The sequence below is a fragment of the Rossellomorea sp. NPDC077527 genome, assembly GCF_044542955.1.
In the GTDB taxonomy this organism is placed as follows: domain Bacteria; phylum Bacillota; class Bacilli; order Bacillales; family Bacillaceae_B; genus Rossellomorea; species Rossellomorea aquimaris_E.
Genome location: NZ_JBITVL010000002.1, coordinates 674,907 through 690,538, shown reverse-complemented (window position 1 = coordinate 690,538; position 15,632 = coordinate 674,907). Strand labels below are relative to the sequence as shown.

General features: G+C 42.7%; 16 protein-coding genes. 12 read left to right on the top strand and 4 right to left on the bottom strand.

Features of this window, described 5'->3' with window-relative positions:
- Nucleotides 1-89: 89 nt before the first annotated feature.
- From ACIGG7_RS08705 to ACIGG7_RS08690, 4 genes are all read left to right on the top strand, one after another.
- The gene (locus ACIGG7_RS08705) at nucleotides 90-809 is read left to right on the top strand and encodes a glycerophosphodiester phosphodiesterase (protein ID WP_397549482.1); all 720 of its coding nucleotides are present in this window, start codon (nucleotides 90-92) and stop codon (nucleotides 807-809) included.
- A 168-nt stretch (nucleotides 810-977) separates the two neighbouring features.
- Nucleotides 978-1,544, top strand: coding sequence for a TetR/AcrR family transcriptional regulator (locus ACIGG7_RS08700; protein WP_397549481.1), 567 nt, complete (start codon nucleotides 978-980; stop codon nucleotides 1,542-1,544).
- Nucleotides 1,545-1,776: 232 nt separating this feature from the next.
- A complete protein-coding gene (locus ACIGG7_RS08695; protein WP_397549480.1) occupies nucleotides 1,777-2,910 on the top strand; it encodes an NADH-dependent flavin oxidoreductase in 1,134 nt (377 codons plus the stop codon).
- 46 nt (nucleotides 2,911-2,956) lie between these two features.
- The gene (locus ACIGG7_RS08690; RefSeq protein ID WP_397549479.1) at nucleotides 2,957-3,694 is read left to right on the top strand and encodes an SDR family NAD(P)-dependent oxidoreductase; all 738 of its coding nucleotides are present in this window, start codon (nucleotides 2,957-2,959) and stop codon (nucleotides 3,692-3,694) included.
- A gap of 813 nt (nucleotides 3,695-4,507) precedes the next feature.
- Here ACIGG7_RS08690 and ACIGG7_RS08685 read toward each other — a convergent pair.
- From ACIGG7_RS08685 to ACIGG7_RS08670, 4 genes are all read right to left on the bottom strand, one after another.
- Nucleotides 4,508-4,828: a hypothetical protein gene (locus ACIGG7_RS08685; RefSeq protein ID WP_397549478.1), complete on the bottom strand. Its 321-nt coding sequence runs from the start codon at nucleotides 4,826-4,828 to the stop codon at nucleotides 4,508-4,510.
- Between the two features lie 64 nt (nucleotides 4,829-4,892).
- Nucleotides 4,893-5,258, bottom strand: a complete 366-nt coding sequence (locus tag ACIGG7_RS08680; protein WP_397549477.1) for a hypothetical protein — start codon at nucleotides 5,256-5,258, stop codon at nucleotides 4,893-4,895.
- A 188-nt stretch (nucleotides 5,259-5,446) separates the two neighbouring features.
- On the bottom strand, nucleotides 5,447-5,956 hold the full coding sequence (locus tag ACIGG7_RS08675) for a GNAT family N-acetyltransferase (protein WP_397549476.1): 510 nt from the start codon (nucleotides 5,954-5,956) through the stop codon (nucleotides 5,447-5,449).
- A 61-nt stretch (nucleotides 5,957-6,017) separates the two neighbouring features.
- Complete coding sequence (locus tag ACIGG7_RS08670) at nucleotides 6,018-6,911, bottom strand: hypothetical protein (protein ID WP_397549475.1); 894 nt, start codon at nucleotides 6,909-6,911, stop codon at nucleotides 6,018-6,020.
- Nucleotides 6,912-7,580: 669 nt separating this feature from the next.
- Between ACIGG7_RS08670 and ACIGG7_RS08665 the strand changes: the two genes are divergently transcribed.
- From ACIGG7_RS08665 to ACIGG7_RS08630, 8 genes are all read left to right on the top strand, one after another.
- On the top strand, nucleotides 7,581-8,561 hold the full coding sequence (locus ACIGG7_RS08665; RefSeq protein ID WP_397549680.1) for a LacI family DNA-binding transcriptional regulator: 981 nt from the start codon (nucleotides 7,581-7,583) through the stop codon (nucleotides 8,559-8,561).
- Between the two features lie 6 nt (nucleotides 8,562-8,567).
- A complete protein-coding gene (gene rbsK, locus ACIGG7_RS08660) occupies nucleotides 8,568-9,458 on the top strand; it encodes a ribokinase (protein ID WP_397549474.1) in 891 nt (296 codons plus the stop codon).
- The gene (gene rbsD / locus ACIGG7_RS08655; protein WP_224939702.1) at nucleotides 9,455-9,841 is read left to right on the top strand and encodes a D-ribose pyranase; all 387 of its coding nucleotides are present in this window, start codon (nucleotides 9,455-9,457) and stop codon (nucleotides 9,839-9,841) included. Before rbsK ends, rbsD begins: the two co-directional genes overlap by 4 nt.
- 18 nt (nucleotides 9,842-9,859) lie before the next feature.
- Complete coding sequence (locus tag ACIGG7_RS08650; RefSeq protein WP_397549473.1) at nucleotides 9,860-11,350, top strand: sugar ABC transporter ATP-binding protein; 1,491 nt, start codon at nucleotides 9,860-9,862, stop codon at nucleotides 11,348-11,350.
- Nucleotides 11,343-12,296, top strand: coding sequence for a ribose ABC transporter permease RbsC (rbsC, locus tag ACIGG7_RS08645; protein ID WP_034756545.1), 954 nt, complete (start codon nucleotides 11,343-11,345; stop codon nucleotides 12,294-12,296). The genes ACIGG7_RS08650 and rbsC overlap by 8 nt, the downstream gene beginning before the upstream one ends.
- Nucleotides 12,297-12,306: 10 nt before the next feature.
- Nucleotides 12,307-13,245, top strand: coding sequence for a ribose ABC transporter substrate-binding protein RbsB (gene rbsB, locus ACIGG7_RS08640; RefSeq protein WP_397549472.1), 939 nt, complete (start codon nucleotides 12,307-12,309; stop codon nucleotides 13,243-13,245).
- Nucleotides 13,246-13,564: 319 nt separating this feature from the next.
- Nucleotides 13,565-13,918, top strand: a complete 354-nt coding sequence (locus ACIGG7_RS08635) for a hypothetical protein (RefSeq protein ID WP_397549471.1) — start codon at nucleotides 13,565-13,567, stop codon at nucleotides 13,916-13,918.
- 601 nt (nucleotides 13,919-14,519) lie between these two features.
- On the top strand, nucleotides 14,520-15,374 hold the full coding sequence (locus ACIGG7_RS08630) for a malate synthase (RefSeq protein ID WP_397549470.1): 855 nt from the start codon (nucleotides 14,520-14,522) through the stop codon (nucleotides 15,372-15,374).
- Nucleotides 15,375-15,632 lie beyond the last annotated feature (258 nt).

Here is a 15,632-nt window from a genome sequence, read left to right as displayed (position 1 = left end):
TATACTAATAGTACAACGATGGAAGCCCTTGAAGGTAATGCTTCAAGGGCGTTTCTATTCTAACAACGAGAAGAAAAGAGGAAAAGAGAATGAAACTATTTGCTCATCGTGGAGTGAGTGGAGAGGCTCCTGAAAACACACTGGCTGCATTTAAAGCAGCAGCCGAATCGGGAGCACATGGCATCGAACTGGATGTACAACTGTCAAAAGACGGCCAAATAGTCGTCATTCATGACGAAACCATCGACCGCACCACAAATGGAACAGGCTATGTGAAGGATATGACGTGGGAACAGCTCAGAACTTATGACGCCGGAAGTTGGTTTCATCCCTCTTTTAAAGGAGAGTCCATCCCTTCACTAGAAGAGGTCCTGGATGTGGTGACAGCCCATCATGACTCGATGATCATCAATATTGAATTGAAAAACGATCAAATCGACTATCCACAGTTGGAAGAAAAGGTCCTGGATTTGCTCGACGAAAAAGGGATGAAAGAGCAGACGATTATTTCTTCTTTCAATCCTGAGAGTCTGAGGAGGGTCAGACAGCTTGATCCTGATATTGAAATTGGTTTCCTTTTTGAAGGGATTCCAGCAAACATTTTGGATCGGATCAAACCCTTACAGGTTAATGCTCTTCACTGTGATGCGTCTTTTGCTCAATCGCCAACGGGGAGAATCGTGATGGAGATGGGAATGCCTCTGCGCGTATTTACGATTAATACAATGGAAGAATTTCAGTTAGTGAAAAAGGCGGGTGTTGAGGTTGTGATGACTGATTATCCGGGGTTGTTTTTGGATTATCTATAGGGGCTATGGGATTTGTCTAAAGGATCCCGTTTTGAGGTGCTCGAGCACAAAACATAAGTTCTTATGACACTCAAATTGACACCCAAGGAAAAAGGGTATGTCTACAAGACATCCCCCCCTAGCTAACTTGACATTAATCGAACGTTCCTTTATTATTCCGATATGAGAATGAAAGATGAAAATAAAAAAGAAAATATTTTTAACGCAGCCATTGAATTGATTAATGAAAAAGGTCTTTCAGAGACCTCCATGTCCAAAATCGCCAAAAGAGCCAACATATCTGCTTCCACGATATACGTTTATTTTGAAAATAAGGAGGATTTATTAAATAAACTATATTTAGATGTGAAAAAGAAAATTAGTTTAGATATTTTCAACAATTTTGATGAGTCTATTTCAATGTACTCGGCATTTGAAACGTCCTTACTAAAATTTATTCAATTCACTTTGACCCATAAGGATTACTTCTTGTTTATAGAACAATTTCAAAATTCGCCCATTTTAAACAAAATTTCACGTGCTGAGAGTATAGAAATATTTGACCCTATCTATAGTTTATTTGATAAAGGAAAAGAACAGAAGGTATTTAAACAGGTAAATACCAATCTATTAGTTAAATTCACATTTAATCCAGCTATGCAGGTTGTCAAAGAGCATTTCATTGGCGTAACAGAAATCACGGATGATATTATTAATGAAGTTTTAAAAATGAGTTGGGATGCTGTAAAGGCTTAATGCAGTTATAGATCTCATCTCAGTTTTTTTGTTTGACGATAAACGAACGTTCGTTTATTATACTTGTTAAAACGAATAGAAAAACACCTTTTATGGAATTGAATAATTTTTAGCCCTAAAATAAACGAACGTTCGTTTATTATTTTTAAAGGAGGTGATGCTGCTACGATAAGACTCGAACGTAAAATCAACACATAAAAAATTAAATTACATCAAAGAAAGAGGTAATAAAATGAACACAAAATATGCTAACTTATTTGATTCTTTTACATTTAGAAATGGTGTCACAGTTAAAAATAGAGTAGTCATGTCGCCGATGACAACTTGGGCAAGTAATGATGATTACACCCTTTCAGACGCAGAAGAAAAATATTATAGAAGAAGAGTGAATGATGTGGGGCTTGTTATCACTGGGTGTACCCATGTACAACCAAACGGCATTGGCTTCACACACGAATTTGCAGGTTACGATGATACGTTTCTTCAAAGCCTTCGCAAATTGGCGGATGCTGCTAAAAGTGGCGGAGCACCAGCTATTCTGCAGGTTTTCCATGCGGGTAATAAGGCTCTGCCTCATTTAATTCCAGATGGAAAAGCCGTCAGCGCCAGCGCAGTGCAAACGGAAGACAGTCTGTTTGCTCCTGCATTAATGCCAAGAGAGCTTACTCAAGATGAAATCATCGAAGTCATCCATGCTTTTGGAGAAACAACAAGACGAGCGATTGAAGCTGGATTTGATGGTGTTGAAATTCATGGAGCACATGGTTTCTTAATTCAAAACTTCTTCTCCCCTTTCACCAATAGACGTGAAGACCAGTGGGGAGGCTCATTGGAAAATCGCATGCACTTCCCATTAGCCATCCTTGCGGAAATGAAAAAGGTAATTGATAAACATGCATCCAAACCATTTATCTTGGGATATAGAATCTCATTAGAAGAACCAGGTGAGGGTGCATTAAGAATTAAAGATAGCTATCAATTAATTGACCGCCTCATAGAGGAAGGAATTGATTATGTACATGCTTCTTTACCGAATGCCCTATCGTCAAAACCTATAGACAGTCAAGATGATCAAACATATCTTGAACTCGTTGCTGAACATATAAACGAAAGAGTTCCGTTTCTCGCAGCTGGATCAATGAGAACTCCAGAAGACGTTTCAACTGCATTGGATAAAGGATTAACACTAGGAGCGATTGGGCAGGCCCTTGTTATGGATCCTGAATGGTTGGAAAAGGTCGAGAATGGAAATGAATCCGAAATTGTGCAAACTCTAAAAAAATCAACCATTAGTCAAATTGACATACCAGAAAAACTTTGGACACTTATACAATCTATGGGACCATGGTTTCCTATCGAAGATTAATCTCCCTGAAATCAACTAAATCAAAACACTCTAAGGAGGAATAACCTTGAAATATACAGTTATTACTGGAGCAAGTTCAGGTATTGGATATGAAACTGCGTTGGCATTTGCAAAAGAGGGTAAAAACCTTATCATTACAGCTAGAAGGCAAGCAGAACTGGAAAAATTAAAGAAAGAAGTACAAGAAATTGATTCAACCCTTGATGTAGTCATTAATGTAACAGATTTATCAATATTGGAAAATGTTTATTCTTTCTATGAGTCTTTAAAAGACTACGAACTAGAGACGTTTGTTAACAATGCTGGATTTGGAAATTTTGATCCCGTGGGATCTCAACGTTTAGAGAAGATAGAAAAATTGCTTCAATTAAACGTCGAGGCACTTACAATCTTATCTTCACTATTTGTACGTGATTACGCTGAAAAAGAAGGTACCCAAATAATCAATATTTCATCTGTAGGTGGATACACTATTTTCCCGGATGCTGTAACTTACTGCTCATCCAAGTATTATGTGAGTGCCTTTACAGAAGGTCTCTCCCAAGAATTAAAGACCTTGAATGCTAAAATGCAGGCAAAGGTATTAGCCCCTGCATCAACCCAAACCGAATTTTCTAAACGAGCAAGAGAGGTCAACGAATACGTGTATAAAGGAGATTTCCATACCGCTAAAGAAATGGCTTCCTTCCTACTGGAACTTTATCATAGCGATAAAACTGTGGGCATTGTCGATCTCTCTTCGTATGAGTTTGAACTAAGAGACCCTATTTTTAATCACCTATAAAATCATTATACACATTGATCCGATTTGAAAGGAGCATTCGCTCCTTTCTTTTGATTACAGGTTGAATGAATCATTCTTTAAAGCCCCATTTTTAGAAGCAAGATAATAATGCATAATTAAGGTTCCCTGGTAGGACAACTTGAAGAACTTGTTCGAATGGTTCCCGGAACTGACCGCATGATGGCTATTAAAGGGGGTGGCCCGATGATAGTCGTTGGCTTCTTTGACGAGATTGGTGACCTTTCAAACGATAGAGATCTACGAAAATTTATCAAATTAGCAGAACTCAATTTAATGATGAAACATAATGGGCAGAGCACGATCATCAAACGTAGGCGTTGAAGATTATTTACTGTTTTATATAACCCTCGGTTCAGTGAAGAGCTAATGAGCTGGGAATCAGACCCCGTTTTTAGAAGGGATTTCAACAAACATTCTGAATCGAATCAAGCCCTTACAGGTTAACGCCATCCACTGTTATGGGTCATTTGCTCAATCACCAAAGGGTCATGTGATGGACATGGGAATACCTCTGCGTGTATTTACGATTAATACAATGAAAGAATTTAAGTTAGTGAAAAAGCGGGTGTTGAGGTGGCATGACGGATTATCCAGGGTTGTTTTTGGATTTTCTGTAGAGACCTAAAGGGGACCGAATTGAGGTGCTCGTGCAAGAGAATCGTGTCACTCTTATTGACACTTAAACTGGCAGGAATAAAGAGATTCGTCGATTGACGAGTCTCTTTATTTGGAATATAAATTATTTGCGACAAAACCTTGTTCAATTAAAGTTCCCGTTCTTAATAAGAATTATTAGTTTTCAATTGCTTTTATATCAAATCTTAGATGGTTTAAATCCCATATATCCTTATCAGTGTTTGTTTCAACTATCACCAAAAGTCTATCACCAACTTGATAATCCGCCATATTATCAACTGGGATTTCATAGGAAAGTCCTTGTTTTCTACCTTCTGGTGCATCGTATTCCTTTATATCTAACATACCTTCATTATTAAGCTTTTTCTCAACAGTTCCTGTAAATCTAAAACTCTCATACCATTTAACAGTTCCGAAGTTACAAGAAGACAATAAAATTATTGTAAAGCACATAATCAATACCTTAATTTGAACCAAGTTAATATCCTCCAGCTTATCTTTATATTCAACTATCCTGCCCGATAATGGAATAACTTAAATTCTAATCAATTCTTTTAAACTCGATGTACGGCATATCATCTTCCTTTGCCTTTTCCCTTGAACGATACAACACTAAAACTTCTTTTTCATACTCGTTTTCTGCACTGAAATTTTCTTCATAATACTCACCTATATAAATTGCACGATACTTATTACCCTCTTTGTCTATAACGTCTACCAACCCAGAAGAAAAGTGGTCTTTTAACCCAGAAAAACTATCAGCAACAGACAGTCTGGCAGCTTCTTCACCCACATCTGCTATCTTGACCTCAGTGTATCGCATTGTTTTATTGTCCATCTCTTCTCTGCTTAGTAGAGTGAACTCTGGAACAGCTTCATCCTGTGATATTTCTAACTTCTCAAACACTATTGAATCCCTAGAATCATCAAAACATCCGACAAGAAGCAAGGCAACCATTATTATATAAAAACAATACTTGATAATATCGCCCCCCTGAATTAGATGAAAAACCAAATGAATTAAGTTTCCCGTTAATTGAAGAATGGTAATATCCAATGCCCTTTAGGTATTGCCCCCGGAGAGAGTAAAACCATTTATAAAATACGAGAATAGTAAGCTACATCGGCAACTCTGCCGTGTAAGTGTGATTCAGGCAACACCGCCACCAAAGTAAATCCGAGTTTCTCAATTAACTTTTTTGACGGTATATTTTTATCATCTATAGTAGCAAATAGGCGTTTAAGGTGTAATGTGCTTTTACTATGCTCAATGACCGCGGAAACCGCTTCATATGCAAAACCGCCTCCCCAATGCTCCCTCATGAAGCGATAACCAATTCCGCCAAGATAACCTTCTGCTATTTCCGGGATCATGACATCACCGATGAATTCATCCGTATTCTTTAAGGCGACCGTCCATTTTGTTTCAGTGCGATTCCTCACCATTTCTAACATGGAGTGTTCATCACGAGGGGGATTGAGCCCTAGAAATTCTCTTACTTCATCATTGTTCATCATTTTCATCATATTGGGAATGTCTTTTTCTGCTCTCGGACGTAAGATCAATCGTTCTGTTTGAATTTTTGGTGCTTCTTTTTTTTCCATGATGTTTTCCAGCCTTTCGTCCATTTTATAATTAATCGATCAATGTGAACGGTATTGAACTTTATCGTTTGTTAGTATAATAATCATCGCCATAAACCTGCTCCATCTCTGGCTTTCTAAGCTCCTGAAGTACCAGCATGATTTCTTCTGTGAAATTTGGCTCTTTCCATAAGGTGACAGCATTCATTTCACTGTATCTTTCAATAAGATACTCTATAACTTTATAGCCTATATAATAACCAAGTCGGGTATGCCCGAATCTTTTCCCGCCATTAATTGAAAACCATTCTTGGAATATTTCTTGATATGATATTTTGTTAAAATCATTTATAAAAGAATGAATGATTTCTTGAGCATTAGTTTCAGCAAACCTTAGCCATCTATCTCCCGTTGAATTATAAGAAAAATAAACAGATTCATCAGCCTCTGTAATCTGTTTTGAAAAATAAGTCGCACTGCCTTCTTGGAGCAACCAAGTAAAAGGATGGAACCATTGCAGCCTAGACCAGTCCATACCTGCGTTATCTGTCAAAATATTATGAAGGGCATGTCCAAATTCATGGGCAATAATCACCTTTAAATACTTGTCTTCAGCCGAAAGTTTCTCTAAACAAAATGTAATCTCCGGTATAATTTGACGATGTGTAAAAGCATTAGAACCATAACATCCAACAATGACATGCACATCCTTCTGAAACTCTACCTTATATTCTTCCTTGTAACTTGAGACAACTTGACAAATCGAAGTCACTATTTTATTATTACACTCTTGAATCTCTGACATGTTCAGGGGATATTGATTAATTGCATATTTTTTCTTTTCTTCTGGATTTTTACAATGAAATAAGAAGTATTCTTTAAAATGGGTAGAAAACTCATTGTGGTATCGTTGCAGAAATTGCTCTGTTGGTTCATAGTTCTCAATAAAATATGAAACTGTATCATGAATTTTCATTTTACTCCTCCTTAAGGAAAAGGTCTCTACTTCAAAGCTATATCGTATAGATAGTTAACTACATCACCCATTCGCCAAGCAATAAAAGCCAAACTAATGGCAATGACTACTAAACAACCAACCTTAATCAGTTCTAACTTATCATTCTCCAATAGTGCTCTCCCCTTAAATTTAGTTTCTAACACCGTTAACCTACATGATAATTGAAGAGGGTACTGCCGGATCATTTAGCTGGTTTAAATTATTAGCCACTTTCCTTTTTTACCAAATGTTTCTTATCAAGCGAAAAATGATTTTTGGTATAAACAATAAGATGTTGAAAACCACTTCAGATATAAACTCTATTAGGGTATCTTTAAAAAATTCTTTTCTGTTTTGTTTTTTATTTTTCATTTTCTAGCTCCCCAATAATCTATAGCTTACTCCCGCTACCTGACCTTTTATGGAATAATTGATATCATAATTATATCCTTATTTTACCACGTGGTATGGTGCAGATCCTCAGTTTATGAAATGTTTTTTTGACGGACAGGTAATGGACACTCATTTCTTATCAAAACATCTTTCCTATAAAAAAGAACGAAACTATTGCAAACGATTACAACAATATGTTACTTTATGTGTAACCGGTTACATAATAACCAACCAAACGAACAGGAAGTGACGCACGTGGCAACAATCAAGGATGTGGCGAGTGAAGCGGGGGTGTCGGTGGCGACAGTCTCCCGGGTGCTCAATGATAACGGCTATGTAGGAGCCGAGACGAGGAAGAAAGTGATGGGGGCGATCGAGAAGCTGAATTACAGCCCGAACGAGGTGGCACGATCTCTCTATAAACGGGAGTCGAGACTGATCGGACTGCTGCTTCCAGATATCACGAACCCATACTTCCCGCAGCTGGCGAGAGGGGTCGAGGATGAAGTGAGCGAGGCCGGGTTCAGGCTCCTCCTAGGTAACAGCGACGAGAACATCCAGAAGGAACTGGATTATATCCAGACCTTCGTTCAGAACAATGTCGTCGGAATGATTTCTGCGACCAATCATGTGGAGCATGATCAGCTGTATAGTGAATTGAACCTCCCGCTCGTCCTCCTTGATCGGACCACGGACAACTATCCGGCTGTCTATGCGGACGGCCGCAAAGGAGGGCGACTCGCGGCAAAGACCTTAGTTGAAAAAGGGGCGAAGCGGATCACCGTCATGAAGGGACCGGCACACGTCAAGCCGGCACAGGACCGATTCCGGGGAGCCGTCGAGTACTTAAGCGGGACGGACGTCGATTTCACGGTGATGTCCACGACGTCGTTCTCCTTTGAAGACGCAAAGGGCTGGGCAGAGGAACTGTTCGCCACTTATTCAGATACGGACGGGGTCATCGCAAGCAATGATATCGTCGGGATCGCTATTCTCCATGAGGCCTTGAGGCTTGGGAAGAAGATACCTGAAGACGTACAGATCATCGGCTACGATGACATCCCTCAGAGCAGCCTTTCCTATCCGGCGCTCTCCACGATCCGGCAGCCGGCTTACGAAATGGGCAGGCAGGCCGCGGCACTTCTGATTAAACTGATAAAAAAAGAGAAAGACATCGATACAACGGTTCAGCTTCCGGTTGAACTCATACAGCGAAACACAACACGAAAGGGATGAAGGAAGATGAAAAAAGCGAAGATTGCCGTAATCGGCAGTTCATCCATGGATCTAGTGGTCACATCAGCGAAACGCCCTGGCGCAGGGGAAACGGTACTGGGAGACAGCTTTGACACGGTTCCCGGCGGAAAAGGAGCCAACCAGGCCGTTGCAGCAGCAAGGCTTGGGGCTGAGGTGTACATGATCGGATGCGTAGGCGACGATCCATACGGACAAGAGATTTTAGAAAACTTCAAGAGCAACGGTGTCCATACCGAGTATGTGGAACCGGTTACAGGTCAGAAATCCGGAACCGCTCATATCATCCTTGCTGAAGGAGACAACAGCATTGTCGTCGTCAAAGGGGCCAATGATCTTGTGACACCTGAATACGTTGAGAAAGCAGCAGATTTCCTCAAAACATGTGATCTCATCATGATCCAGCAGGAAATCCCGGAGGAAACCGTCGAGTACGTGGCAGACCTGTGCAACCAGATTGAAGTACCACTGCTTCTGAACCCGGCACCTGCACGGAAGATCTCAGAGAAAGTCATCGTTGGTGCCAGCTATCTGACACCAAATGAACATGAAGCAGATGTCCTTTTTAACGGAATGAAACCGTCAGAAGCACTCAAACAATATCCTGACAAAGTCATTATCACCGAAGGAGCAGCCGGAGTCCGCTACCATGATGGAACAAAGGAAATCATGGTTCCTTCCTTTAAAGTCGAAGTCGTCGATACGACAGGAGCCGGCGATACCTTCAATGCTGCATTCGGAACAGCCGTTGCTGAAGGACAGTCAATGGAAGAAAGCCTCCGATTCGCAAACCGGGCCGCATCGCTTTCCGTTACCGGATTCGGGGCACAGGGCGGCATGCCGACAAGAGACGAAGTGGAAAGGAAGCTGGCAGAATGAAACGACATGGCATCTTGAACAGTCACATCGCAAAAATACTAGCCGATCTCGGCCACACGGATACGATCGTCGTGGCCGATGCCGGTCTCCCGATTCCGTCAGATGTCGTGAAAATCGACCTGGCATTGAAACCGGGAGAGCCGTCCTTCCTTGACGTGGTCCAACTGTTAAAGGAAGAAATGGTTGTTGAAACCGTCACGCTAGCTGAAGAAGTCGAAACTAATAAAGGGGTTAAAGAACAAATGACCTCATGGTTCGATGGGATCCAGTATGTATCCCATGAAGACTTCAAGAAAGAAACCCATAAAGCGAAGGCCGTCATCCGCACGGGGGAAGTCACTCCGTACGCGAATTGCATCCTTCACGCGGGAGTCATTTTTTAAAACAAAGGGGGTAGTAGCATGCAGATCAGCATGAAGAATATCCATAAAGCATTTGGGACGAACAAGGTCCTTGAAGGTGTCGACATCGAGATCGGGGACGGCGAGGTCCATGCCCTGATGGGGGAAAATGGTGCAGGAAAGTCGACCCTGATGAACATCCTGACCGGTCTTCACAAGAAGGACCAGGGAACGATCACCATCGACGGTAAGGACATGACGTTCGATAATCCGAAGCAGGCCGAGGAATTCGGTGTTGCCTTCATCCATCAGGAGCTGAACGTCTGGCCGGAGATGACCGTCCTTGAGAATCTTTTCATCAATAAAGAACCGGTTACACAATTCGGTCTCATCAATACGAGAAAAATGAAAGCGGTTGCGAATGAACAGTTTAAAAAGCTGAACATTTCCATCCCTCTCACAAAAGAAGCAGGACAGTGCTCGGTCGGGCAGCAGCAAATGATCGAAATCGCCAAAGCCCTCATGACGGATGCAAAAGTCATCATCATGGACGAGCCGACAGCGGCCTTGACGGACCGGGAAATCGAGACGCTCTTCACGGTCATTCGTTCACTAAAGAAAGCCGGCGTGTCGATTGTGTACATCTCCCACCGGATGGAAGAGATCTTCACGATTTGTGACACCATCACGGTCATGCGGGACGGGCGCACGGTGGATACTACGCCGATCCCCGAGACGAACTTCGATGAGGTCGTGAAGAAAATGGTCGGACGTGAATTGACCGACCGATTTCCAAAACGCCAACCAAAGCCAGGTGAAACGATGCTTGAAGTCAGGAACCTGACGAAGAAGGGACTCTTTGAAAAAGTAAGCTTCGAAGTACGTTCAGGCGAAATTGTCGGCGTGTCAGGTTTGATGGGGGCAGGCCGAACGGAAATCATGCGCACCATCTTCGGACTCGACGGACGATATGAAGGCGAGATCCTCGTGAACGGGAAACCGGTCACCATTAAAACACCCGATCAAGCGGTGAAACTCGGTCTTGGATTTATCACCGAGGATCGGAAGGATGAAGGACTCGTCCTCGACTTTTCCCTGAAGGATAATATCGCTCTTCCAAGCCTCTACAGCTTCACGAAGAATGGCTTGATCAATGATAAAAGCGAACAGGACTTTGTGGAAATGCTCATCAAACGGCTGACGATCAAGACTGAATCAGCACGAACCCACGCAAAGAACCTTTCGGGTGGGAACCAGCAGAAGGTGGTCATCGCCAAATGGATCGGCATCGGTCCGAAAGTGCTTATCCTCGACGAACCGACCAGGGGAGTCGATGTCGGAGCAAAACGGGAAATCTATCAACTGATGAACGAGCTCACCGACCGCGGTGTCGCGATCGTAATGGTCTCATCTGAGCTGCCGGAAGTACTCGGAATGAGCGACCGCATCCTCGTCGTCCATGAAGGGACCATCGCAGGAGAGCTATCAAAGGAAGACGCCACCCAGGAAAAAATCATGACATTGGCGACAGGAGGTCACGCACATGAATAACGCACTTAAAACGAATCACGTCGGCAATCTGATGCAAAAGCTCGGTCCACTTCTCGGACTGTTTGTGCTGATTGCGACCGTATCCATCATCAACCCTAGTTTTCTAGAACCCTTGAATTTATTGAATCTATTACGACAGGTCGCCATCAACGCCCTGATTGCCTACGGGATGACCTTCGTCATTTTGACCGGAGGAATTGACTTATCCGTCGGCTCGATCCTCGCCTTATCCAGTGCCCTCATGGCAGGGATGATGGTATCGGGAATCGACCCGATCCTTGCCATCCTGATCGGCTGTATTCTTGGAGCCGTGATGGGAATGGTCAACGGACTACTCATCACTAAAGGTAAAATGGCACCGTTCATCGCGACACTCGCAACCATGACGATGTTCCGTGGTTTAACGCTTGTATACACAGACGGAAACCCGATCACAGGACTTGGCGACAGCTATGCGTTTCAACTGTTCGGAAGAGGATACTTCCTTGGCATTCCAGTACCTGCCGTCACGATGATCCTGACGTTCGCGATCCTGTGGGTGATCCTGCACAAAACCCCGTTCGGCCGAAAAACGTATGCCATCGGTGGGAATGAAAAAGCAGCCCTGATCTCAGGAATCAAAGTACCACGCATCAAAGTGATGATCTACTCCCTGGCCGGCTTACTGGCAGCACTCGCAGGAGCGATCCTCACGTCACGCCTGAATTCAGCCCAGCCGACAGCGGGTACATCCTATGAACTCGATGCCATCGCCGCCGTCGTCCTAGGCGGGACAAGCCTGTCAGGCGGACGCGGTCTGATCGTCGGAACACTGATTGGTGCACTCATCATCGGAACGTTAAACAACGGTCTGAACCTGCTCGGCGTCTCATCCTTCTTCCAAATGGTCGTAAAGGGTGTTGTCATCATCATCGCCGTTCTCATCGACCGAAAGAAAGCAGCGTAGGAGGGATACTATGAAAAAAGCATGGTTACTACTAATCAGTTTGTCACTCCTATTCCTGGGCGCCTGCTCCCTGCAGCCGCCGGAATGGGCGAAGCCAAATAAAAGCTCGAACCCGGAAGACATCAAAATCGGACTATCGGTTTCAACCCTAAATAATCCATTCTTCGTCTCCATGAAAAACGGGGTAGAAGAGGAAGCGAAGAAACAAGGCATGGAAGTCGTCGTCGTTGATGCCCAGAACGATGCTGCCAAGCAGATCAATGACGTAGAAGACCTCATCCAGCAGGGCGTCAACGTCTTACTCATCAACCCGACGGACTCAGCGGCCATCTCCACTGCCGTACAATCCGCCAACAGCCTGGGTATTCCCGTTGTCACCCTTGACCGCTCAGCGGAAAAAGGAGACGTCGCCACACTCGTCAGCTCGGATAACGAAAAGGGTGGCGAAATGGCAGGAGAATACCTCGTCGAACAACTTGGTGAAGGAGCAAAAGTTGCAGAACTGGAAGGTGTCCCTGGAGCATCCGCCACACGTGAGCGGGGAGCCGGGTTCCACAACATCGCGGATGAAAAGCTGGATGTCGTGGCTAAGCAGACGGCAAACTTTGATCGTACCGAAGGATTGAATACGATGGAAAACCTGATCCAGGGGAATCCAGATATTAAAGCGGTGTTCGCTCATAACGATGAAATGGCATTGGGAGCATTGCAGGCAATCCAGAGCTCTGGGCGTGATGTATTAGTCGTTGGATTTGATGGAAATGAAGATGCGATGACTAGCATTCGGAATGGTAACCTGTCTGCGACTGTTGCTCAGCAGCCTGAGAAGATTGGTTCGTTGGCCGTTCAAGCTGGGGCTGATGTATTGTCAGGGAAGAAGGTAGACAAGAAGATTCCGGTTCCGTTGAAGTTGGTGACGGAGGAGAATATAGAAGACTCTTCAGAATAAATTGTGGTGGTAAACCTCATTCGTGCATTTGTGCGAATGAGGTTTTTTCTTTTGTTGGTAAAAGTAGTGGAGAAAAGAATTCAGCTTTTCTTGCTTGCGTTTGCTCCAAATGAGTTGGGGTCGCCCTGTTTTTCAGATGATTAAGCCAAAAGCATCTTTAAGATAACAAACCTGCTCTTCATTTTCTCCTTCAAAGGTATTTACCTTCCTCAGCTTTCATAACAACATATTTAATTAAGAATATTCACCTAAGGGTATCCTTTCCCAGCCCATCTCCCTATATAAAAGTTGAATACAGATTGAATCAGGAGTGAATCAAATGAGTAGATGGAGAAATTTAAATAAATGGATATCTGATTTGAGTACATTTTATTACCTGTATCTGTGGATTCTGTTGAATGCCATGTATGAGGGCGGAGTTCAGTTAGGGTGTGTGGTGCTCGGTGAAAGGCCGTATATTCGGTCCATTGGGAAGATTCGAGAGGACCTATTTTTAAAAGTGAGAATGAGGCCTTTTTGTAAGAGGTTGGAGTCGGAGAAGTATGAGTATGGGGGTGTCTATACGTTTAAGTCGATGAATGATTTGGCTTGTGGGGATTATGTCTATTGGATAAAGATATTTGTAAAAAAGGGATGTTATGGTTCTGGGATTGACCAGCTTGTTAAAAGCTGATTCCGGAAGGTCTTCGTGCGGTGAAAAGCATGTGAATCGGGTACGGAGAGAACCTGCAAACAGACTTAAGAACTTAGAGAAAGAATAGATTTTAGAGAACAACAACATCAACACCACTGCCATTAGAGACACTTAGGATGTAGATAGGGGGAGGCGCTGATTGGACATTTCATTGGCAGGATGGATCATGATATTTGAGTAGTTCAAAGGGAGGGCTCTGGTTCGAGCACTTGGATGAGTGTAAAGAATTCAAATCTATATATCAATGGGTGATAAGGTCATTAGTTTGAAAGTGGGATTTTCCAGATTAATTAAGAAAAGTCGAATGGGATCCGTCACCATTTAACCGGAGAAAAACCAAAAACGTACGGTTGTACCGATCATCAAGATTTGAACAAAATTACATTTTACCTCGCATTAAAATAGGTTGTCAATACTAAATTTGTATTTTTATCAAAAAAATGGTATGATTATTATCTGGTGATTTTTTACATTGGGCGATTAGATATCTATCTTATTTATTCCGAAGGGAAATTCAAACAGTTTTTGTGAGCTTTTTAGGCAATAGTACCTGAGTGTTTATACAAGGAGGACTAATATATTGAATTTAATCAATAAGAAAGTTACACATGAGCGGTTTGGAATGGGAAGCATCGTGAATCATAGTGATACGGTGGTTGAAATCCATTTCGCCTCGGAAAATAAAAAATTTGTTTACCCGGATGCATTTGGACAGCATTTGAAACTACATGATAAAAGTGCTGCCAATTCACTTGAAAAAATTTTACACGAGCAGGAAATGGAACTCAAAGAGGAAGAAATGCAGAAGCAAGAGGAAAAGGCACGGCAAAGAAGAAACCAGGAGCTTCGAGTGGATCATGAAAAACTCATGAAAAATCACAAACTTCATCCCGAATCGCAGATGGTTTACAAGTGCGATACAGAAGAACAGAGTAGCTCCTTTTCAGATTGGACGGTTTCCTCTGGTGAAATAAACAGTGGTAAAAATAAGGGTAAGCCAAACAAGCCCAGTCGCTTACACCAAAACAGTGCGGTCCTGCTGACAGCGGTCGATTCCGGCATGCCTGAAAAAGACAGACGCATCTTAGGTGTCTATATGGTGAAAGATCATTTCATCGGTAAACTTTGTGAAGATGGAAATATTCCTGCCCATTCCCATTACAGACTCCAACTGACAGACGATGAATCGAAACAGATGCCTTTCTGGAAGTACTATGTCAATGAAAAATCCCCTCAACAAACGACATGGAACTCAGGCAAGTACCGATATTTTGATAATTCCTGGATGGCTCAGATTTTGCGCGACATCGTTTCATTGAAAAGTAGCACGGAGGAACAAGAGCTGGCACAACAATTTCTGGACCACTTCTCTAAGATGAATCAAATAGTAGAGCAGGAGTTAAAAGAACCAAATGGAGCATTATTGCGTGCTTAGATAACAATAGGGGAACTGGCACATATAAGGTGAGAAAGAATGTTGGGTTCACTGCGAATAGTGCTAAAAAGGGACAAGGCGGACGCCTTGTCTCTTTTAGTGGTTTTTGGTGATATTGGGGTCAGAGCCTCGGTGCGGTGAAGCGTTAATGAGCTGGGGGTCTGACCCCGATTTAGGATCACTTCTCTTTACTGAATTTGTACACTTTAAGTAAAAAATGAGCAGTAGATTGTACATTTTCCCCTGCTTACCTGCTAT